Raw genomic sequence first — 22,035 nt, 5'->3', positions numbered from 1 at the left:
GCCCCGTGTCCGGGGCAGCCGTGAACTCCGCCCGAGCCCGCCCGAAGACCGCCCGATGGGGGCGCCGGACGGGAGATGCGGATACGGTGCTGACGTGATGATCGAGAGGGAGGCGCCCATGCCTGGAACCGTGCTGCTCATCGCGGCTGCCCCGGTGGGCAGGGGACGCCTCGTGGACGCCGCCTCCGTGCTTCCCGTCCTCGCGGCGGTGCCCCCGGAGACGCTCGCGGGCACGCCGACCGCGAGCATCGTGGAACTCGCGGACCCGCTGGATCCGCAGACGCTCCTGACCCGCCTCAGGGCGGCGGCCATGACACCGGGGCCCCTGACGGTGTACCTCGTCGGACAGGTCCATCTCGACCGACGCCAGCGGCAGTTGCACGTCGGGCTCGCCCGGACCACCACGGCCACCGTGCGCTACACCGGATTCCCCTGGCACTGGATCACGCAGGAACTGCGGCTGCGCCCGGCGGGCAGCACCAGCGTCCTCGCCGACCTGCACACGGACCAGGAGAGCTGGCAGGCGCTCACCGCGCAGCCGCTCGACGCGGGCCCGGGCGTCGCGCTCTACGGCCGCATCGCCCCGCCGGCCCGGCGTCGGACGCCCGCGACCCCCGCGTACATGAAGGCCCTCGCGACGATCCTGCGCAGCGGTCACCGCCCGCCGCTGCCCCAGCTCCACCAGCACGCCGCCGCCCAGAGCGTCGCCGACGACGCCCAGGACCTGCTGCTCGCCCACGACCCGGCCGCCGCGCCCACCGCCGCACCCGTCCCGCCGCGCCCCCGGGCCGAGGACAACGGCATGGACCCGCACGCCGCGATCACCGCGGCCGTCGAGGCGGGCCGGCACGGTGAGGCGGCGTCGCTGGCCGCGTCGTGGGAGCAGAGCGCGCTGCGCATGCACGGCCCGGGCTCCAAGGAGGTCATCCACTGGATGGAGGTGCGGGCGGACCTCGCGCGGTTCGCCGGTGATCCGGCGCGCAGCTGCGAGACCTGGCTCGCGGTGGCCGCCGCCCGCATCACGGCGGGACAGGCACTCGACTCCGCCGAGGTGGAGGCCGCGGCCGACCGTGCCCATCACCTCTGGGACCGCATCCGCGACCCCGAGGCGGTCCGCGCGCTCGGCCCCGCCCTGGTCACCCTGCGCCGCCAGGTGCCCGGCCGTCAGCGCGGCACGCTGCTGCTCGCCCAGCGACGCCTGGAACAGTTCCACACCCAGCAGGTCGGCTGAGCGGACCGCCCGGCCATCAGGTCAGCGCGCCGTGCCGAACGCCTGCGTCCACCACGGGCCGCCCGAGCCGTTGTGGATGCCCACGCCCAGCTCCTTGAAGTCGCAGTTGAGGATGTTGGCGCGGTGGCCGGGGCTGTTCATCCACGAATCCATCACGGACGCCGGGGTCTGCTGCCCGCGGGCGATGTTCTCGCCGTACGTGCTCCAGCGGTAGCCGGCCGCGGTGATGCGGTCGCCGGGGTCCTTGCCGTCAGGGCTGGTGTGGTCGAAGTAGTCGCGGGCGGCCATGTCAGCGGAGTGCTTGGTGGCGGCCGTCGCCAGCTTCGCGTTGGAACCGACCGGACCGCAGCCCGCCTTGGCGCGCTCGGTGTTGACCAGGGCGACGACCTGCTCGGCGGTGCCGCTCGGCTTCGGCGGCGCGGGGTCGGGCTGCCGGGGCTTCGCGGTCGGCTTCGGCTCGGCGGGCTTGGTCCTGGTCCGCGACGGACCGGGCTCGGGCTTCTTCTTCTTGTTCTTCGCCTTCGACTTGCTGGGGGAGGGCTTGGCGCTGGGGGACGCCGAGCGCTCGGACGAGGGCGAGGCGCTCTTCGACGGCTCCCGCGGGGTGGGGGAGGCGGGCGCGGCGGCGGTCGACGGCGACGTCTCGTCCGCGTCCGGGCCGGTGAGCAGGTGCACGGCGGTGCCGCCGATGCCGAGGGCGACGACCGCGGCGGCCACGCCGGTGGCTCTGCGGCGGCGCTTGGCGCGATCGCGGCGGGCCTGCGTCCGGGCCGAGACCGGAGCGGCGCCGTGGGCGGCGTAAGGAGCGGTCGCGCCGACCTCGCCGAGATCGGGCACCGCGGTCATGCCGGTGAGCGCGGCACCCACCGGGACCAGGCCGAGACCCACCAGAAGGCCCTCGGCGGGCACGAGGTTGGACCAGTGGCCCTCGCAGGCCCCGCAGTCGCGGGCGTGGCGGGCCAGTCGCTTGCGCCAGAGCGCGGACGGTATCCCGTCCCAACCCGCGGTCATCTGCCGCAGACCCGTGCAGGGCGGCTGCGCCGACAGCGCGCGGACGACGACGCGGGCCGTCTCCAGCTGCGCCTTCATCCGCTGCACCCGCACGGCGGCGTGCTGCGGGGTCAGCTCCAGCGCGTCGGCGACCTCGGCCCGGGTGAGCTCGCCCGCGGACTCCAGCCACCACAGGGACAGCAGCGCCCGGTCGTCCTCGTCGAGCCAGCGGGTGGCCTCGGCGGTCTCCCGCCGCTGCCCGGAGAGGCCGAGCCGGGTGATGGTCAGGTCCACGAAGTCGGCGCCCGGGTCCACCACGTCGTAGCCGTCCCCGAGACCGCCGCCGGCGGGTATCGCGCCCGTCGCGCGCTCCCGCCAGTGGCCGCGTATCTGGTTCATGGTGATGGCGACGAGCCAGCTGCGGAACTGCCCGGGGTCGCGCAGACCGTCCAGGCCGCCCAGCACGCGGAGCATGGTCTCCTGCACGACGTCGTCCACGTCCGTATGGCCGTTCAGGGCCCGCCCGACGATGTTGTAGACCAGCGGCAGGTACTCCGCCACCAGCGCGTCCTGCGCCCGCTGGTCCCCGTCCTGAGCTGCCCTGATCATCGCGATGTGGCGTTCGCTGCTCACGCTGTGTCCACTTTCTGTGTGGGGGGTTTCTCCTCCGACACAGGGGAGACGCCCTGCGCCCACCTCGATAACAGAAACCGCGCGATTTCTGTCGGCGACGGTCCACTATGCCCGGGGGCCCGGCTCCCGACGACAGGGGTGCCGTCCGGGGAGCGGGTCTGCTGACCGTATCGAGTGAAGTCTGACCCTCTACGTGAGGGTGAGAAGTCAGGTCGGGCCGTCCGCCCGGAGGCTCACCGGGTTCCTGGACGTCATCGCCGTGGCCTGCCGTGCGGCGCGGCCGGCCGGGAGTCGTCGGCCCGGCCGGCCGCGGACCTCAGGAGCCCGCCGAGACCGGCGACTCGGTCCGGTCGCCCACCGACTGCCGGGTGGCGTCCTTCGGGATGGACCGGTCGTGTCGCAGCGCGCTCCACACCTGGTGCGAGGCCTTGTCCAGGGGCAGCACCCGCCCCGAGTCCTGCGCGTCGTAGGTGACCGGCATCGTCACCATGTCGGTGCGGTCGGGGCTGATGCCCTTCAGCTCCTTGGCGAGGCCGATCAGCTTGTCGGCCGAGGCCAGGTCCGAGTCGGCACTGATGGTCTTGGTCGCGGTGTCCGCGAGGTCGTAGGACTTGGCGGGGCTGCTGAGCGGGTCGACGGCGTTGGCGCGGTGGATGAGCGCCTTGATGAAGGCCTGCTGGAGCTGGATCCGCCCCAGGTCGCTGCCGTCACCCACGCCGTGCCGGGTCCGCACGAGCGCCAGGGCCTGCTTGCCCTTGAGCGTGTGCTTGCCCGCGGTCAGCGCGAGGCCGCTGTTGTGGTCCTTGATGGCCTTGTGGGTGGTGATATCCACGCCGCCGAGCTCGTCGATGAGCTTCTGGAAGCCCTTGAAGTCGACCTCAAGGTAGTGGTCCATGCGCAGGCCGGACATCTTCTCGACCGTCTTGACCGTGCACGCCGGCCCGCCCACCTGGTACGACGAGTTGAACATGGCCTGCTGCGCGCCGGACGCGCTGCCGCCGTGGGACTGCGCGCACTGCGGCCGCTCGACCATCGTGTCGCGCGGAATGCTGACGACCGAAGCCTTCTTGTGGGTCTTGTCGACGTGCAGGACCATCGCCGTGTCGGCCCGCGCCCCGCTCACGCCCTCGCCGTACTGGCCGTGCGTCCCGGCCCGCGAGTCGGAGCCGAGCAGCAGGATGTTCATCGACCCGTCCGCCTGCTCGGCGGGGCGGTCGTGCCCGAGGGCGGCGTTCACGTCGGTGCCCTGGATGTTGCCGTTGAGGTGCTGCCAGGCGTAGGCCACTCCTCCGCCGGCGACGAGGACCGTGCCCAGGGCGGCCCAGGCGGTGTACCGCAGGGCCTTCTTCCGGGGCTTGCGCCGGGAGCCGCGGACGCGCGCGGGCCCGTAGTCGGGCACCGCGGGGCCTGCGACCTGGTGCGCGGGGTACTCGTTCCCGCTCTGGTGCGGCATGCGCTGCCTCTCTTCGTGAAGCTGGGTGAAGCGGTGACTCAGTAGGCGGAGTCGACGTTGTCGATGGAGCCGTACTTGTCGGCGGCGTAGTTGGCGGCCGCGGTGATGTTGGCGACCGGGTCGGTCAGGCTGTTCGCCGTGCCGTCGACGTGGTAGGCGTCGAACGTGGGCTGGATGACCTGGAGCAGGCCCTTGGACGGGGTGCCGTTCTGGGCGTTGACGTCCCAGCCGTTCTGGGCGTTCGGGTTGCCGGCGGACTCGCGCATGATGTTGCGGTGCAGACCCTCGTAGGAGCCCGGGATGCCCTTGGACTTCATGATGTCCAGGGACTGGCGGATCCAGCCGTCGAGGTTGTTGGCGTAGGACTTGTCGCCGGCCTGGGCCTGCGGCGCCGCGGCGGCCGCCTTGGCCGGCTCGGCCGCGTGGGCGGCGGTGGGGACCAGCGTGAGGGCGGCGGCCGCCGCACCGGTGGTGGCCAGGCCCGCGAAGGAGATCCGGCGGAGTCGGGTCGTGCGGGTCGAGGTCCGGGTGCTGCGCATGCGGGTGTCACTCCTCTGGGGTGTGTGGTGGCTCGCTCGGTGCGGGCTGCGATGCCCGGTGCGATCCCGGCGAGCCGAAGACTTCAGCCAGGGTTAGCGCCCGCCGGTCGGGGGCGCAAAGGTGTGACGTACTACCCGCTTACGCAGAGGGAGCCGCAGGTGGGGCCGCGGATCTGCCTCCCGGCCCCCGGGCGCGGCCCGCAGGCCACTACTACCGTCCTTAGCATGTGACGTGGCCCCTATGAGTGGGCTCACAGGCCCGGAGCGCCCGGCGTGGCCCGCGTCACGCCGCTCGGCCACCGCTGACCCCGCCGTGTCGGACCCACGGGGACGCAGGCACGGGGCACAGGGAACGGCCCGGGTCCCGACGTCGGTCGTCGGAGCCCGGGCCGCTGCCCTCCTGCGTGTGTCCTCCTAGGCGTCGACCTCGGAGCGGTCACCGCCCCAGAGCGTGTGGAACGAGCCCTCGCGGTCGACCCGCCGGTAGGTGTGCGCGCCGAAGAAGTCCCGCTGGCCCTGGGTGAGCGCGGCGGGCAGCCGCTCGGAGCGCAGCGCGTCGTAGTAGGCGAGGGCTGCGGCGAAGCCCGGCGTGGGCACGCCCTGCGTGGTCGCCGCGACCAGGACCGCCCGCCAGTCGTCCTGCGCCGCCCCGATCTCGTCGGCGAAGCCCTTGTCCGACAGGAGCGAGACCAGCTCGGCGTCGGCCTCGTACGCGGCGGTGATCCGGTCGAGGAAGGCCGCCCGGATGATGCAGCCGCCGCGCCAGATGCGGGCCACCGCGCCGAGGTCGATGTGCCAGTCGTACTCCTCGCTGCCCGCGGCGATCTCGTGGAAGCCCTGCGTGTACGACACGATCTTCGAGGCGTACAGCGCCTGCTCGACCTGATCGGCGAAGGCGGCGGCCGCCGACTCGTCCAGCGTGCCGGCCGCCGGACCCGCGAGCCCCTTGGACGCGGCGCGCAGCCCCGCGTGCCCGGACAGCGAGCGCGCGAACACCGCCTCCGCGATCCCCGACACCGGCACGCCCAGGTCGAGGGCGATCTGCACCGTCCAGCGCCCTGTGCCCTTCTGCTCCGCCTGGTCCTGGACGACGTCCACGAAGGGCTTGCCGGTGGCCGCGTCCACATGGGACAGGACCTCGGCCGTGATCTCGATCAGGTACGAGTCCAGGCGGCCCGTGTTCCACGTACGGAAGATGTCCGCGATCCGCGCGGGGGAGTACCCGGCCACGTCCCGCAGCAACTGGTAGGCCTCGCCGATCAGTTGCATGTCGGCGTACTCGATGCCGTTGTGCACCATCTTGACGAAGTGGCCCGCGCCGTCCGGACCGCAGTGCGTCACGCAGGGGGCGCCGTCCTTCGCCTTCGCGGAGATCTTCTCCAGCATCGGGCCCAGCGACGCGTACGACTCGGCGCTGCCGCCGGGCATGATGCTCGGGCCGTGGAGCGCGCCCTCCTCGCCGCCGGAGACGCCGGTGCCCACGAAGTGGATGCCCTGCTCGCGCAGCTCCTTCTCCCGGCGGCGGGTGTCCGCGAAGTGCGCGTTGCCGCCGTCGACGATCATGTCGCCGGGTTCGAGGAGCGGCGCGAACTCCTTGATCACCGCGTCCGTCGGCTCGCCCGCCTTCACCATGATCACCAGTCGTCGCGGGCGCTCGAGAGCCGCCACGAACTCCTCGGCGGTCTCGGTAGGGACGAAGATGCCCTCCTCGCCGAATTCCGTCACCAGGTCGTGCGTCCGGGACGCGGTCCGGTTGTGCAGGGCGACCGCGTAGCCGTTGCGGGCGAAGTTGCGGGCGAGATTGCGCCCCATGACAGCGAGGCCCGTGACGCCGATCTGGGCTGTAGTGCTCATGCCTGACGCTCCTGAGAAGAAGAGGTGGTTTCCCCATTGTTCAGTGCGGCGGGATGCCGCGCATCGAGTCTGCTTCCCGGGCGGCGTGTCTTATGCGTGGTGGCGGAAGGTGATCTCGGGATTCCCGGGGGTGGGCCCGTCGAGCAGGGGCTGCGGCACGCCGCGCAGGTGCCGTGCGAAGAACGCCCCCACGTACGCCCGCGGTATCTGAGCCGAGCGCTCGCCGGACAGCGGCACCTGGGGGTCGACCACACCGGCCTGCCCGGCCAGCACGGGCACGTCGGTGAACGAGTAGTGCCCGGAGCCCGCGACGGTGAGCCAGCGCTTCCAGCCGTCCAGCTCCCGCCAGGTCTCGTCCCAGTTCTTGCCGTCCTCGATGCCGGGGGTGTGCTGGACCTCGGTGCCCAGCATCAGGAAGGGGCGGCCGTCGATCCCGGCGGGGCCCGTGTGGAAGCTGCCGTCCATGTTCACGCCGGCCCGCACCCGGCGGTCGGCGGTCATGGTGGCGAGCGCGGCGGCCCCGCCGATGGAGTGGCCGCCCGCCCCGATCCGGGTCGCGTCGATCATCCCGGAGCGCTGCCAGGCGGCACCGCGGCCGGTGAGCCGGTCGATGACGTACGAGAGGTCCTCGGCCCGCCCCTCGGTGACGCGCCGGCCCCCGCCGGGCTCCGCCGCCGGTTCGCAGGCCTCGCAGGTCAGGATGCGCCCGCCGGGGAAGGCCGTGCCGATGGACTCGTACGCGTGGTCGACGGTGGCCACGACGAAGCCGCGGCTCGCCAGGTCCTCGGCGAGGTGCGTCAGCGTGGAGCGGGGCGCGGTGAAGCCGGGGGAGAGGACGATCAGGGGGAAGCGGCCCGGCGCGGGTCGGATCCCGGCGCGCGCGAAGGTGCGGGTGGCGCTGTACGCGGCGGCGGGGATGCGCCGGTCGAGCCCGCCGTACGCCAGGAGGAGCTCGGCCTCCCGCCGGGAGGTGTACGCGGTGGGGCGGCCGCCGCCGTGCCGTCCCGGGTAGGAGAGGTCCACCATCAGCTCCCGCGCGCCGGCCGACGGCACCCAGGGGTCGCGACGGTCCCGGTCGACCAGGTGGAGCGTGTCGCGGCCGACCGCGAACGGGCCGGTGGGGCGGGGCAGGCGGAGCTTCTCCCGCGGGGCGTCGCGCACCGACGTCCCGCCGGTCGTGTCGTCCGCTCCCGCGGCGAAGGCGGTGGCGCCGCCCGCGAGGGAGAGGACGACGGCGAGGGAGAGGGCGGTGACCGGGCCCCGCCGGGGTCGGGTGGCGCGGAGCCCCGGCGTCCGCGGGACCCGCACGTGGTCCGCCCCGGTGCCCGTCGCCGCCCCGCCGCCTCGCACCGCCCCGCCGCCTCTCACCGCGCCGCCGCCCCTCGTCGTCGCGTCCATCGGCTCTGTCGGCCCTGTCGTCCCGTGCGTCTTCGTCATGTCAAGTGACGCTAGAACAGGGCGTGTTGACGTCACGTCGGCCCTCGGTATCGCGTGCCGCCAGACCGTGGACGTATGCGCGGTGCCGACGTCAGCTTCTGGTATGACGTCGGCCGCCCCGACCGGCCAGGTCGTCGGTTGCTCAGTGGTCGACCGTGACGACGATCTTGCCGACCTGCGCGCCCGCCTCCATGTAGCGGTGGGCCTCCACGATCTCGTCGAGGCGGAAGGTGCGGTCCACGACGGGCCGGAACGCCCCGGTGCTCAGCCCGGAGGAGACGAAGGCCTCGGCACGCCGCAGGCGCCGTGCGTCGCGGGTCGTCTCGTGCAGGGTGTAGGTGCGCATGTTCAGGGCGGGCATGCCGAGTTCGAACCCCGGGTACGGCGTCGGCCGGCCGCTCACCGCGCCGTACAGGAACAGCGTGCCGCCGGGGGCGACCACGCGGGCCAGGTCCACGACGCCGGGTCCGGCCACGGCGTCGAAGACGAACTCCGCACCACGGCCCCCCGTCAGCTCCCGCACCCGGTCGGCGACGTCCTCCTCGTCCGTGACGATTACCGCGGCCGCCCCCGCCGCCAGCAGCGCGTCCCGTTTGGCCCGGCCGCGCGTGGTGGCGATGGGCACCGCGCCGACGCGCCGGGCGAGCTGGATCGCGGCCAGGCCCACGCTGCTCGACGCGGCGGTGAGGACGACGGTGTCCCCGGCCCGCAGGCCGCCGACCTCGACCAGTGCGCCGTAGGCGGTGACATGGGGCATCCAGACGGCCGCGCCGTCGACCGCGCCGACGCCTTCCGGGCGGTGCAGCACCGCCGCCGCGGGCACGATCGCCTGCTGTGCGTACACCGCGTAGTCGTTCATCGAGAACGCCGGCACCACGCTGACCGGCCCGCCGACCTCGAACCCGGTCACCCGCGGCCCGACGGCCTCCACCACGCCCGCGGCCTCGGTGCCGAGCCGGGCCGGGAACTCCTTGACCGGCTCGATGTAGTGCCCGCCGCGGAGCAGCACCTCGGCGCGGTTGATCCCGATCGCGTCCACCCGGATGCGCAGCTCCCCGGGGCCGGGATCGCCGACCGGAACCTCTTCGAGCCGCAGTACCTCGGGCCCGCCGTGCTCGTGGAACCGCACCGTTGTGGCCATCACGCATCCCCCTCCGACCGATGACGGCTGCGCGTGGACCGCGTCGCCGACCTCACCCAAGCGCACAGTTCGACGGCTGTCAAAGTTCGATGTCGGTCAAAGTTCGGCGGCGGTGATACTTTGACCGCAGTCGCACGACGCGGCCGTCGCTCCCGGCGGACAGCCGCACCACGCACCCCACGGCAGGAGGTCGGCGACGCATGGCCAGCACACGGTCCAGGGGCGGGAGCGACCGCGTCCCCGCCCACCCCGACCTCGACTCCATCGGCCTCCAGCAAGTGCTCGAGGCCCTGGTCGATCCGGTCCGCCGCCACATCGTCGGCGAGCTGTACGCCGGTGACCAGGACCTGGCCTGCGGCACGATCGACCTCCCGGTGAGCAGGTCCACCGCCACGCACCACTTCCACGTGCTGCGCGAGGCGGGCCTGATCCGCCAGTACTACGTGGGTACCTCCCGCATGAACGCCCTGCGCCGCGACGAGATGGACGCGGCGTTCCCGGGCCTCCTCACGGCCCTCGTGGGGCGGCACCCGCGCGCGTGACGCGCCCGCCGCGCACGACCGTCGCCACCCGGGCACCGCCACCGCGTCACGGACGCCCACGCCCCTCCCGTACACCCAGGTCACAGGGCTTCACCCCGGTCACCGAGTTGGCACCAAACCGCACCAGCCTCGGCTCCGAATTACTCCACGAGGGGCGTTCGCGCCCGCATCGAGGAGGGGAGCGGCATGGAGCGACGACCGCGTACAGCGGTGATCGGCAGCGGGATCGCCGGACTGACGGCGGCCCACATCCTGCGCCGGGCACACGACGTCACGCTGTACGAGTCCGACGACAGGACCGGCGGCCACGCCCACACGCACGACATATCGGCGGCCGACGGACTGGTGCGCCAGGTCGACTCCGGGTTCATCGTGCACAACGAACGGACCTACCCCCAGCTCCTTCGCCTCTTCCGCGAACTCGACGTGGCCACCCAGCCGACCGAGATGAGCATGTCGGTCCGGTGCCAGGGCTGCGGCCTCGAATACGCGGGCGCCCGCGGCCCGCGCGGCCTGTTCGCCCAGCCGCGCAACGCCCTGCGCCCCGCCTACCTGCGCATGCTCGCCGAGGTCCCGCGCTTCCACCGGGCGGCGCGGACCCTGCTCGCCGCACCCGACCACGCCACCGGCGGCACGCTGGGGGAGTTCCTCGCCCGGCACCGCTTCTCCGACTACTTCGTACGGCACTTCGCGATCCCCGTGGTCGCGGCCGTCTGGTCCTGCCCGCCGGGCACCGCCCTGCAATACCCCGCCCGCTACCTGTTCCGCTTCCTCGACCACCACGGCATGCTCAGCGTGACCGGCTCGCCGACCTGGCGCACGGTGACCGGCGGCTCCCGCGAGTACGTGAACCCGATCGGGAAGCAGCTCGCCGCGGTCCACACGTCGACGCCGGTGCGGGCCCTGCGCAGGACCGGGGGCCGCGCGGAGATCACCACGGACGACGGCACGGTCACGACGTACGACTCCGTCGTGATCGCCACCCACCCGGACCAGGCCCTGCGCCTGCTCACCGACCCCACCGAGGCCGAGACCGGTACCCTGGGCGCCTTCCGCTACTCCGCCAACCCGACGCTGCTGCACACCGACACCACCGTGCTGCCGCGCAGCCGGGGCGCGCGGGCCGCCTGGAACTACCTGCTGCCGTCCTGCGCCTCCACCGAGGACCGGGTGCGGGTCAGCTACGACATGAACCGGCTCCAGCACCTGGACGCGCCGGAGACCTACGTGGTCACCCTCGGCGACGACGGGCACGTGCCCCAGGACCGGATCCTGGCCCGCATGCGCTACGAACACCCCGTCTACACCGAGGAGTCGGTGGCCGCCCAGGACCGACTGCCCGCGCTCAACACCCCGGTCACCGCTTACGCCGGGGCGTACCACGGCTGGGGATTCCACGAGGACGGCTGCCGCTCCGGTGTCCGGGCGGCCCAGGCGCTGGGGGTGGAGTGGCGATGACCCCGCCCGCACGGCATCCCACGGCTCCCGCCCTGTACCCGAGCGAGATCACCCACGTCCGCACCCTGCCGCGCCGTTACGCGCTCACCCACCGCACCTACCTGTGGCTCGTCGACCTGGACCGGCTCCCGGCGCTGCCCGCCGTGCTGCGCCCGCTGGCCCGCTTCCTGGGCCGCGACCACTTCGCCGGACGGGACCCCGGCATCCGGACCGGTCTCGAACGCTATCTGCGGGCGCACGACATCGACCTGGACGGCGGGCAGGTGCTGATGCTCGGCAACGCGCGCGTGCTCGGGCACGTCTTCAACCCGCTGACGGTCTTCTGGTGCCACGACCCCGACGGCACGCTGCGCTGCGTGGTGGCCGAGGTCCACAACACCTACGGCGAGCGCCACTGCTACCTGCTGTACCCGGACGCCGGGGGACGGGCCGACACCGGCAAGGACTTCTACGTCTCCCCCTTCTTCGCCGTCGACGGCGCCTACCGGATGCGACTGCCCGTGCCGGGCGAACGCCTCTCCCTCACCGTGCACCTGGAGCAGTCCGGGGCCCGCCCCTTCACCGCCACCGTGCGGGGCGAGCGCCACGCCGCGACCCCCCGCTCGCTGCTGCGCGCGGTCGCCCGGCGCCCCTTCGCGACCCTCGCCGTGAGTCTCGCCATCCGCCGGCACGGCATCCGGCTGTGGCTGCGCGGACAGCCCGTCGTCCCCAGACCGGGCCATCGCCCGCAGAAAGGAATGCAGTGACCACTTCCGTATCCGCATCCAACAGCGCGTCGGACGCCGCGCGGTGGACCGACGTGACGACCGTGCCGCAGGTGCCGGCCTGGCGGCGGACGGCGGCCCGGGCGATCCTCACGCAGGCGTTCCGGCGGCTGCCGCTGAGCGTGGTCACGGCCGGCGGCGAACGCCTGGGCCAGGGCGGGCCGCTGCTGCGCGTGCACGACCCGGACGCCTTCGTGCGGCGGATCGCCGACCAGGGCCTGATCGGCTTCGGCGAGTCCTACATGGCCCGCGAGTGGGACGCCGACGACCTCGTCGGCGTCCTGACCGTCCTCGCGGGGAACGCCTCGACCCTCGTGCCCGCGCCGCTGCAGCGGCTGCGCGGCCTGTGGGCGCCCCGCCAGCCGGACGCCCAGCGCAACACGCTCAACGGATCGCGCACCAACATCCACCGCCACTACGACCTGTCCAACGACCTCTTCAAGCTCTTCCTCGACGACACGCTCACCTACTCCTCCGCCCTCTTCGAGACGCTGCCGGCCGGCTGGGACGACCTGCCCGCCGCCCAGCACCGCAAGATCGACCGGCTCCTCGACCTGGCCCGGGTGGGCCCGGGCACGCACCTGCTGGAGATCGGCACCGGCTGGGGCGAGCTGGCGGTACGGGCCGCCGAGCGGGGCGCCCGCGTCCGCTCCGTGACGCTCTCCGCCGAACAGCTCGCCCTGGCCCGCCGACGGGTACGGGAAGCCGGGCTGCAGAGCCGCGTCGACATCGACCTGTGCGACTACCGGCAGGTCACGGGACGCTACGACGCGGTCGTCAGCGTCGAGATGATCGAGGCGGTCGGCGCCGAGTACTGGCCCGCCTACTTCCGCCGCCTCGACGCCCTGACCGCGCCCGGCGGCCGGATCGCCCTGCAGGCCATCACCATGCCGCACGACCGCATGCTCGCCTCCGCGGGCACCCACACCTGGATCCAGAAGTACATCTTCCCCGGCGGCCTCATCCCCTCCGTGCAAGCGGTGCAGGACACCGTCACCACACGGACCGGCCTGCGCGTCGCGGCGTGCGAGGGATACGGGCCGCACTACGCGGAGACCCTGCGCCTCTGGCGGGAACGTTTCGGGGAACGAGCCGACGAGGTGCGGCAGCTGGGCTTCGACGCCACGTTCCGGCGGATGTGGACCTTCTACCTGGCCTACTCCGAGGCCGGCTTCCGCTCGCGGTACCTGGACGTCCACCAGTTCCTGCTCACCCACGCCGACGACACGCCCGCCGACGACGCACCCGGCGCGGCACGGAACGGAGCCCAGCGATGACCACGACGGCACAGCGGCTGACCGCCCTCCTGCACGAGGTGCTCGGCGGGCCGCCCCCGGTGCGGCTGCGCGCCTGGGACGGCAGCGAGAGCGGCCCGCCCGACGCCCCGTTGGTGATCCTGCGCTCCCGCCGCGCCCTGCGCCGACTCCTGTGGCAGCCCGGTGAACTGGGCCTGGCCGAGGCGTACATCACCGGCGACCTCGACATCGAGGGCGACCTCGCGGACGGCCTGCGCGCCCTGTGGGAGAGCCCGGTCGAACGGCCCAGGCCCACCGCACGCCACCTGCTCAGGGCGGGCGCCACGGCGGCCCGCCTCGGCGCCGTGGGTCCGCGCCCCGTCCCGCCCGCCTCGCGCGCCGCACTGCACGGCGCCCGGCACACCCGCTCGCGCGACCGGGCCGCGATCAGCCACCACTACGACCTCTCCAACACCTTCTACGAACGGCTCCTCGACCCGACCATGGCGTACTCCTGCGCCTACTGGACCCGCGAGGACCCGGACTACACGGTGGCCGACGCCCAGCGCGACAAACTCGAACTCGTCTGCCGCAAGCTCGACCTGCGGCCCGGCGCCCGGCTGCTCGACATCGGCTGCGGCTGGGGCGCACTCGCCCTGTACGCGGCAGAGCAGCACAAGGTCCAGGTCACCGCGGTGACGCTGTCCGGTGAACAGCGCGACGCGGTGCGTGCCCGGGCCCGCGAGCGCGGCCTGCACGCACTGGTCGACGTGCAACTGCGGCACTACCGCGACATCGAGGGCGGCGAGTACGAGGCGGTGTCCACGATCGAGATGGGCGAACACGTCGGCGACGAGGAGTACGAGGCCTTCGCGGCCCAGCTGTACCGCTCGCTGCGCCCGCGCGGACGCGTCCTCGTGCAGCAGATGTCCCGCGGCGCGGTGGCGCCCGGCGGCGGCGCCTTCATCGAGTCCTACATCGCGCCCGACATGCACATGCGGCCCCTGGGCCAGACGGTGTCGCTGCTGGAGGCCACCGGCCTCGAAATCGGCTCCGTCCAGTCCCTGCGCGAGCACTACGTCCGCACCGTCGCCGCCTGGCACCGCACGCTGGAGGACAACTGGAGCTCCTTCGTCGCCCTGGTCGGCGAGGAGACGGCCCGGGTCTGGCGGCTCTACCTGGTCGGCGGCGGCCTCGCCTTCGAGGCCCGGCGCATGGGCGTCGACCAGATCCTCGCGGTCCGCCCCGACCTGCGCGGCGGCTCGGGACTGCCGCCCACTCCCGCCGACTGGTACCGCACCCCCGGCGGTGCCACGTGAACGGCTTCGCCTGGGGCGACTTCGCCCTGAACCTCGCCGCCGCGGCGGGCGCTGCCCTGGCCGTCCTGCTCGTCACCTTCGCGGTGGCCCTGCGCAAGGGCCTGCACCGGATCGTCGACGTCGCCTGGGGGCTCGCCTTCGCCGCCGTGGCCCTGACGAGCCTGGCCGTGGCCGCCGGGCAGGGCGACGGCGCACGGCAGGTCCTGGTGACCGTGCTCACCTGCGTATGGGGGCTGCGCCTGGCCGGGCACATCGCCCGGCGCGGGCGCGGCCACGGCGAGGACCCGCGCTACGAACAGATGCTGGCGAAGGCGCCGGGCAGCCGCGCCGCGTACGCCTTCCGCAAGGTCTACCTCCTGCAGGCCGCCCTGGTGTGGCTGGTGTCGCTGCCCGTCCAGGCCGCCTACTACATCAGCGGCCCGATGTCCGTCCTCGCCGCGGTCGGCACGGCGCTCTGGCTCGTCGGCCTCGTCTTCGAGGGCGTCGGCGACTGGCAGCTCGCCCGCTTCAAGGCGGACCCGAGCCACCGGGGCCTGGTCATGGACCGCGGGCTGTGGTCCTGGACCCGGCACCCGAACTACTTCGGGGACTTCTGCGTCTGGTGGGGTCTCTTCCTGATCACCTGTGACGCACCGGCCGCCGCGGCGGCCACCGTCGTCGCACCCCTGGTGATGAGCCTGCTGCTGACCCGCGGCAGCGGTAAGGCGCTCCTGGAACGCCACATGGCGGAGCGGCCCGGTTACGCCGCCTACCGCAGGCGCACCAGCGGCTTCTTCCCCCTGCCGCCCCGCACGGACCGCCCCGACCGGAATGCGTCATGATGGCCGGTCCGGCCGAACCGACGCCCTGACGTCCAGAGGAGAACTCGTGCCCGAGTCCGCCGACCGCATCCGGTCGCCGCTGGTTCTTCCGCGCGGCCCCGGCTCGCCCGCGGCCGCCGTGCTGTTCCTGCACGGCGGCCGGGAGTCCGGGCTCACGGAGCCTCCCGGATGGAATCTGCCGGGCCTGCGGATGCGGCCCTTCGCGCGCCGGGTCCGGCGGGCGTACGGGGCGCGGGGCGTGCTGGTGGGCCGGGTCCGCTACCGCTGCCGGGGCTGGAACGGCGAGCGGGCGGACGCCGCCCAGGACGCCCGGCGCGCCGTGGACGACCTGGCGGCGCGGTACCCGGACGTGCCGGTCGTCCTGGTCGGCCACTCCATGGGCGGCCGCGCCGCCCTGCGCGCGGCCGGGCACCCGTCGGTCCGCGCCGTGGTGGGCCTCGCCCCCTGGTGCCCGAAGGGAGAGCCGGTCGCGCACCTGCGGGAACGCACCGTCGTCGTGCTGCACGGCGACCAGGACCGCACGACCGACCCGGCGGCCTCCGAGGACTTCGTGTCACGGGCGGTGGCAGCGGGCGCCACCGCGCGCCTGCTCCGGCTGCACGGAACCGGCCACACGATGCTGCGCAGGGCGGGCGCCTGGCACTCCCTCACCACGGACACCGTGGGCGGGCTGTTGGGCCTCGCGCCGCTGCCCGACGCCGTCGAACGCGGCCGGGTCGCGCAGGAACACCCGCAGGAACCCTGAGGCGCGGGGCACCGGGCGGTCGGCCGTCGCCCGGTTTTTCCGTCCGGCGGTCATGGTTCGTAGAGTCGCGGTGTGAACGAACACCACGCATCCGACCCGCACCTGCCGATGCTGACCTTCCCGCAGGCCGAACACCTGCGAAACCTGACAGCCGATCACTTCCTCGCCCGGCTCGGGATACCCCCGCGGCTTGAGGGCGACGCCGTCGTCTCGGCGGACGGCCGCCGCTACCCGCTGTCCAACCTCGCGCACCAGTGCCGCGGAGTGTCCGACGCGCACTGGCCCGACCTGGTCCAGCAGCACTTCACCGCGCTCGACAACGCCTCGCGGGGCGACGAGAGCCCGGCGGAACTGCTGGCCGGTGCCTACCTGCGCCTGCTGCCCGCCGACGCCTTCCCCGGCGACGCGGCGGACTCCTTCCGCTACACGCGGCCGGTCGCCGACGGGCTGCTCCTGGCGCTCGCCCTCGACACCCCCGTCTCCGTGCGCATCCTCGACGACCACGACGTGGCGCGCGCCGGCCTGGACCGGCTCTGGGCGGCCGGCCACGAGAACCTGATCCGTGAACTCGTGGAGCACGAGGAGGTCACCGGCCCGCAGGGCGCGCGGCTGTGGTCCGTCTACGGCGACTCCCCGTTCGTGGCGAGCAAGGCACTCGTGCTGCCCGAACTGGCCCGCGCCACCACCGGCAACGACCTGCCGGACGCCGGCGCGCTGGTCGCCCTGCCCGGCCGGAACCTGCTGGCGTTCCACCCGATCGAGGACGGCACGGTGGTGGACGCCGTGAACGACCTCAGCGCGTACGCGCTGGGCGCCTACGAGGACGGGCCCGGCGCCCTGTCCCCCCGGCTGTACTGGTGGTACCAGGGGCAGTTGACCTCGCTCACCGTCATCGACGACGAGACCCGCTCCTTCTCCGTGGTGCCGCCGCCCGAGCTGATGGACGTGATGAAGAGGCTGCACGCGCAGAGCCCGCCCGCGCCGCAGGCCCCGCCGCCCGCCGCCCCGACCGCCACGGCGCACGGCGCCACCGACGAACTGGGCAGCGACACCACGGCCGAACACGTCGCCCGCCTCGCCGGGCGTCCGGGCGCCCTCGCCGCCACGTTCGCCGCCACGAAGCGGCTCAGCGACGCGCGCCTCGCCGCCGACCCCGACGCCGGGGCCCTGGAGACCTGGGAGGCGTGGGTGTGGGCGATGCAGACCGGGTCGGCGCTCTTCGCCGCCGCGGCCTCCCCGGCGGGCACGGTGGACTGCCGCGTCGCCGACGAGGTCCTGAGCCTGCCCGTGACCCGCCCCATGCCGGGCGCCGACGCCCGCGCCTGGCTCGACGCCTTCTACCTGGCCGTCGTCTGCCGGGAGCAGGACCGCCTGACGATGCTCTGCAACGTGCCCATGGACGACCTGCGCCGGGCAGCGTCCTGCGACGCCTACGTCTTCCACTGGATCGAGACACTGCGCGCCTTCTGGCTGAGGCGGCCCATGGACGACGTCGTCCAGCACCTGATCGCCACCATGGAGGCCTCCCACCCGCACGTCGCGACCGGCACCCCGAGCGACTTCCTCAACCTGATCGACTATCAGCCGATCGCCGTCTTCCACCGGCTGATCGCGGGCGACCGGCCGGCCTTCGCCGAAGCGCTCGCCGAGGCCCTCTCCCACCACGACAGCTACTGGGCCGCCCGGACGGCCGCCTCCGGGGACGCCACCCGCCACGGCCGCGCCGCGCTCGGCCCGCTCGCGATGGCCTGCCTGGGACACGACTCGGAGTTCCCGGTCGACACGACGGCGCCGTCCCTGCCCAAGCACCTGGTCGCACGCGCCTGGCTCGGGGAGTTCCCGACGTAGGGATACGGCATCGGGGTAAACCCGCGTGTTGACGTGGAGTGGTGTTGTCCACGACGGCCGCGATGGGCGAGTGTGCTGTGTCATGGACCGTGACCGGCACGACACCGTGTTGCCTCTGTCCCGACGTCAGCTGTTCGTCGCCGCGGGCGCGTCCGGAGCGGTCGCCGCACTGGGCACCGCCCCGGCGCCGGCCGGGCCCCGCACCACGGTGCCCCTCTCCTTCACCCGCGTCACCAACGGCTCGGCGACGCTCTCGCCCGCCGCGGACCGACTGATCGTCGAGGCGCAGGCCACGCTGTGGTCCCTGCCCCGCACCGGCGGCGAGGCCACGCCGCTCACGCCGGCCGGACTCGAACCGAACCGGCCGGTCCACGCCCCCGACGGCAGGTCGGTCGCCTTCTGCGCGTACCAGGGCGGCGGCTTCCACCTCTGGACGATCCGCCCCGACGGGTCGGGGCTGCGACAGCTCACCGACGGGCCCTGGGACGACCGAGGGCCCGCCTGGTCGCCCGACGGCTCCCGGCTCGCCTTCGCCTCCGAGCGCGGCGGCGACCCGGTGCGCGGCGCCTCGTACCGCATCCACGTCCTGCACCTCGAGAGCGGCCGGCTCACCCGCGTGACCGGCAGGCCCGGACAGGACGGGCCGCTGCAGGACGGACCCTGGGAGGACTTCGACCCGACCTGGTCGCCGGACGGCACACGGATCCTGTTCGTCCGGGGCACGCCCGTCACCACACCGCAGGGCACGACGCTCGACTCCCGGACCGTCGCCGCCGTGCCCGCCGGGGGAGCGGGCGCCGTCACCGTCGCCCACACCGAGACCGGCACCGCGCAGGTCATGACCCCCGCCCTGGCCCCGGACGGCCGACGCCTCGCCTACCTGCGCACCACACCGGCCCCCAGCGCCTCCTGCGCCCTCGTCGTCGACGGCGAGCCGGTGGCCCTCGACGGCGGCGACCTGGCGCCCGTGCCGCCACGCTGGACCCGGGACGGGGAACTGCTGCTCACGCTGGACGGCCGCCCGACGCTCGTACGCCCGCCGGGCCCGAGCGGGCAGGACACCGGGGCGGCCGAGGTGATCCCGTTCGCCGCCACCCTGCCGGTGGAGCGCCCGCGCCACCGGACCAAGGAGTACGACCTGGGGCTCGGCCGTGCCCGCCCCACCCGCGGCATCCACCTGCCCGCGCTCTCCCCGGACGGACGGCGGATCGCCTTCGCCGCCCTCAACTCCCTCTGGCTGGGCGCGGCCTCGGGCGGCCGGCCACCGCGACGGCTGCGCCGGGCGGCGGCCACCGGCTACCTGCTCGGACCGGCCTGGGCACCGGACGGCGCCTCGCTCGTGTACGCCGACGACCGCGACGGTCTGCTCGGCGTCTACCGCCACGACCTCGCCACCGGGGCCGAGACCGCCCTGGCGACCGGCGGCCGGGTCCACCCGGCGCTCTCGCCCGACGGCGCACGCCTCGCCACCCTGGACATGACCGGCCGGCTGATGGTGCGCGACCTGGCGTCCGGCACCGAACGCGCCCTGGCCGCCCCGCTCGGCGGCGGCGGGCTGCCCGGCAGACCCAGCTGGTCGCCGGACGGCCGCCACCTCGCGCTCTGCGACCGCAACCGCCTCAACCTCCGCTTCCGCGAGGGCTACAACCTCATCCGGATCGTCGACAGCACCACGGGCGCGGACCGCCTGCACGCCGTGGCACCGCACGCCTCGCTCTCCGACCGGTACGACTCGGGACCCGTCTGGTCACCGGACGGCCGCCACCTCGCCGTCATCGTCGAGTCGGCGCTGTGCCTGCTCCCCGTGGACGCGGACGGCACCCCGACCGGCACACTGCGCCGGCTCACCGCCGAACCCGCCGACCACCCGTCGTGGTCGGGCGACGCGGCCCATCTCCTCTACCTGTCGAGCGGCCGACTGCGCCTGATCGACGTCGACGGCGCGAGCCCGCGGACGGTGCCCATGCCGGTGGACGGACGCAGGCCAACGCCCGCCGACACCGTGGTGCACGCGGGACGCCTGTGGGACGGCACCGGCGACGAGGCCCGCGAGGACGTCGACCTCGTGGTCCGCGGCGGTCGCATCGCGTCCGTACGACCGCACCGCCCGGCGCGCGCCACCCCCGCCGTCCGCAGGATCGACGCCGCACGGCACACGGTCGTCCCCGGCCTGTGGGACACGCACACGCACCCGTGGCAGACCACGTACGGCGGCCGCCAGACGGCAGGCCAGCTCACCTACGGGATCACCACGGCCGTGTCCCTCGGCGGCTTCGCCTACGAACAGGCCCGGATCCGCGAGGCGGTGGCGGCGGGCGAACTCGCCGGGCCCCGCCTGCTCACGACCGGCGAACTCCTGGACGGCTCCCGCGTCGCGTACAGCATGGGCCGCGCACACCGCGGCAGGGCGGCGCTCAGGCGTTCCCTGGAGCGCGGGGCGGCCCTCGACTGGGACTTCGTCAAGACCTATGTGCGTGCTCCCGGCTGGGTGATGGAGGAGGCGGCGCGCTTCGCGCACGAGCGGCTCGGGGTGCGCGCGGGCAGCCATCTGCTCTCGCCCGGGATCCAGCTCGGCCAGGACCTGACGACCCATCTGCAGGCCACCCAGCGCGCCGAGTACGGCCACGCCACGACCGCCACCGGACGTGCCTGGGACGACGTCATCGAGATCTACGGCGCGGACGGCGCCCGCTTCTCGCTGATCGCCACCCCGTTCACCTCGGCGCCGCTCCTCGGGGCCGAGCCGGGGCTCGCGGACGACCCGCGGGTCACCGCGGTGATGCCGCCGTGGGACGCCGCCGCGGTCAGGGCCGGGGCGCGACGGCCGCCGAGCGTCGCCCAACTGGCCACCCTCCGCAGGGAGACCGACATCTACCGGCGCGTCCTGGCCGCGGGCGGCCTGGTGGCCCTCGGCACCGACCAGCCCCTCGTCCCGGTCGGCCTCGCCCTGCACCTGGGACTGCGCGCCCTGCACCTGGGCGGCCTCTCCCCGGCGGCGGCCCTGCGCACCGCGACGGTACTGCCGGCCCGAATGTTCGGCCTCGAGCGGGACCTGGGCACGCTGGAACCCGGCAAGATCGCCGACGTGACGGTGGTCGACGGGGACCCGTTCACGGACTTCGCCGACATGGTGCGGACGGTGTCGGTGCTCAGGGGCGGCACCCCGTACGCGACGAAGGACATCACCGACGCGTTCGGGAAGCGGACCGGCCGCGGTCCCGGCACGCCGGGGGCCGGCGGCGCGGGGGCCGACGAACGGCACTGGCTGGAGGTCGGCCGGCTGATGCGCAGGGACGGGTGCTGCGCGCCGCCGGCCTGAACCGGCGACGGCCCGCTCCCCGCGAAGGTCCGCTCCCCGCGGGTCCGCCCCCCCGCGAAGGTCCGCTACTCGAAGCGCGAGGTGTCGCCCGCCCCGCGCCGCACGATCTCCGCCTCGCCGTCGGAGAAGTCGATGACGGTGGTGGGCTCCGTACCGCAGTCACCGGAGTCGATCACCGCGTCCACCAGGTGGTCCAGGCGCTCCTTGATGTCCCAGCCCTGGGTGAGCGGTTCCTCCTGGTCGGGCAGGAGCAGCGTGCTGGAGAGCAGCGGCTCGCCGAGCTCGGCCAGCAGGGCCTGCGTCACGGTGTGGTCCGGGATGCGGACACCGACCGTGCGCTTCTTGGGGTGCATCATCTGCCGCGGCACCTCTTTGGTGGCGGGCAGGATGAAGGTGTAACTGCCGGGCGTGGCCGCCTTGATGGCACGGAACACGTCGTTGTCGAGGTGCACGAACTGCCCCATCTGCGCGAAGCTCTCGCACATCAGGGTGAAGTGATGGCGGTCGTCGAGCTGACGGATCGACCGGATGCGGTCCATGCCGTCACGGCTGCCGAGCTGGCACCCGAGCGCGTAGCAGGAGTCCGTCGGATAGGCGACGAGCGAGCCGGAACGGATGCCGTCGACCACGCTGGCGATGCTGCGCCGCTGGGGGTTGTCGGGGTGCACGTCGAAGTACTTGGCCATTGGTCGAGTCTAGGTGACCT

General features: G+C 73.9%; 17 protein-coding genes. 10 read left to right on the top strand and 7 right to left on the bottom strand.

All coding sequences use genetic code 11. The annotated features are described in order from the left end of the window. The first annotated feature begins 118 nt into the window (after positions 1-118). Complete coding sequence (locus ACFYXE_RS31770; protein ID WP_361180756.1) at positions 119-1,231, top strand: hypothetical protein; 1,113 nt, start codon at positions 119-121, stop codon at positions 1,229-1,231. 21 nt (positions 1,232-1,252) lie between these two features. On the opposite strand, the gene ACFYXE_RS31765 is transcribed toward ACFYXE_RS31770, so the two are convergent. From ACFYXE_RS31765 to ACFYXE_RS31740, 6 genes are all read right to left on the bottom strand, one after another. Next, on the bottom strand, positions 1,253-2,854 hold the full coding sequence (locus ACFYXE_RS31765; RefSeq protein WP_389318537.1) for a sigma-70 family RNA polymerase sigma factor: 1,602 nt from the start codon (positions 2,852-2,854) through the stop codon (positions 1,253-1,255). Positions 2,855-3,170: 316 nt separating this feature from the next. Next, a complete protein-coding gene (locus ACFYXE_RS31760) occupies positions 3,171-4,307 on the bottom strand; it encodes an LCP family protein (RefSeq protein ID WP_389318535.1) in 1,137 nt (378 codons plus the stop codon). A 38-nt stretch (positions 4,308-4,345) separates the two neighbouring features. Then, positions 4,346-4,846: a transglycosylase SLT domain-containing protein gene (locus ACFYXE_RS31755; RefSeq protein WP_389318533.1), complete on the bottom strand. Its 501-nt coding sequence runs from the start codon at positions 4,844-4,846 to the stop codon at positions 4,346-4,348. Between the two features lie 414 nt (positions 4,847-5,260). Then, a complete protein-coding gene (gene gndA / locus ACFYXE_RS31750; protein WP_389318531.1) occupies positions 5,261-6,700 on the bottom strand; it encodes an NADP-dependent phosphogluconate dehydrogenase in 1,440 nt (479 codons plus the stop codon). A 90-nt stretch (positions 6,701-6,790) separates the two neighbouring features. After that, positions 6,791-8,137 (bottom strand): alpha/beta hydrolase family protein, encoded by a 1,347-nt coding sequence (locus tag ACFYXE_RS31745; protein WP_389318529.1) that lies wholly within the window; start codon positions 8,135-8,137, stop codon positions 6,791-6,793. A gap of 142 nt (positions 8,138-8,279) precedes the next feature. Continuing rightward, positions 8,280-9,278, bottom strand: coding sequence for a zinc-dependent alcohol dehydrogenase family protein (locus ACFYXE_RS31740; protein ID WP_389318526.1), 999 nt, complete (start codon positions 9,276-9,278; stop codon positions 8,280-8,282). Between the two features lie 200 nt (positions 9,279-9,478). On the opposite strand from ACFYXE_RS31740, the gene ACFYXE_RS31735 reads away from it, so the two are divergent. The 9 genes from ACFYXE_RS31735 (at position 9,479) to ACFYXE_RS31695 (ending at position 21,329) form a co-directional block, all read left to right on the top strand. Further along, positions 9,479-9,820, top strand: coding sequence for an ArsR/SmtB family transcription factor (locus tag ACFYXE_RS31735; protein WP_389318524.1), 342 nt, complete (start codon positions 9,479-9,481; stop codon positions 9,818-9,820). Between the two features lie 186 nt (positions 9,821-10,006). Continuing rightward, positions 10,007-11,278 carry an NAD(P)/FAD-dependent oxidoreductase gene (locus tag ACFYXE_RS31730; protein WP_389318522.1) on the top strand — a complete coding sequence of 424 codons (1,272 nt, stop codon included), beginning with the start codon at positions 10,007-10,009 and terminating at the stop codon, positions 11,276-11,278. After that, positions 11,275-12,024 (top strand): DUF1365 domain-containing protein, encoded by a 750-nt coding sequence (locus tag ACFYXE_RS31725; RefSeq protein ID WP_389318520.1) that lies wholly within the window; start codon positions 11,275-11,277, stop codon positions 12,022-12,024. The genes ACFYXE_RS31730 and ACFYXE_RS31725 overlap by 4 nt, the downstream gene beginning before the upstream one ends. Further along, on the top strand, positions 12,021-13,319 hold the full coding sequence (locus tag ACFYXE_RS31720; protein ID WP_389318518.1) for a class I SAM-dependent methyltransferase: 1,299 nt from the start codon (positions 12,021-12,023) through the stop codon (positions 13,317-13,319). The genes ACFYXE_RS31725 and ACFYXE_RS31720 overlap by 4 nt, the downstream gene beginning before the upstream one ends. Next, entirely contained in the window at positions 13,316-14,596 is a 1,281-nt protein-coding gene (locus ACFYXE_RS31715; RefSeq protein WP_389318515.1) for a class I SAM-dependent methyltransferase, read from the top strand. The genes ACFYXE_RS31720 and ACFYXE_RS31715 overlap by 4 nt, the downstream gene beginning before the upstream one ends. Then, the gene (locus tag ACFYXE_RS31710; RefSeq protein WP_389318513.1) at positions 14,593-15,417 is read left to right on the top strand and encodes a DUF1295 domain-containing protein; all 825 of its coding nucleotides are present in this window, start codon (positions 14,593-14,595) and stop codon (positions 15,415-15,417) included. The genes ACFYXE_RS31715 and ACFYXE_RS31710 overlap by 4 nt, the downstream gene beginning before the upstream one ends. 46 nt (positions 15,418-15,463) lie before the next feature. After that, complete coding sequence (locus ACFYXE_RS31705) at positions 15,464-16,162, top strand: alpha/beta hydrolase (protein WP_389318511.1); 699 nt, start codon at positions 15,464-15,466, stop codon at positions 16,160-16,162. Between the two features lie 72 nt (positions 16,163-16,234). Beyond that, positions 16,235-18,010, top strand: coding sequence for an immunity 49 family protein (locus ACFYXE_RS31700; protein WP_389318509.1), 1,776 nt, complete (start codon positions 16,235-16,237; stop codon positions 18,008-18,010). Positions 18,011-18,092: 82 nt separating this feature from the next. Then, positions 18,093-21,329, top strand: coding sequence for an amidohydrolase family protein (locus ACFYXE_RS31695; RefSeq protein WP_389318507.1), 3,237 nt, complete (start codon positions 18,093-18,095; stop codon positions 21,327-21,329). Positions 21,330-21,394: 65 nt separating this feature from the next. Here the strand turns inward: ACFYXE_RS31695 and ACFYXE_RS31690 are convergent, their stop codons facing one another. Beyond that, entirely contained in the window at positions 21,395-22,015 is a 621-nt protein-coding gene (locus ACFYXE_RS31690) for an L-threonylcarbamoyladenylate synthase (protein ID WP_361174510.1), read from the bottom strand. Positions 22,016-22,035: the final 20 nt, after the last annotated feature.

The organism is Streptomyces sp. NPDC002564, assembly GCF_042889645.1.
Taxonomy (GTDB): Bacteria; Actinomycetota; Actinomycetes; order Streptomycetales; family Streptomycetaceae; genus Streptomyces.
The sequence above is the reverse complement of the archived record's forward strand: the minus strand, read 5'-3'. Positions and strand labels throughout refer to the sequence as shown.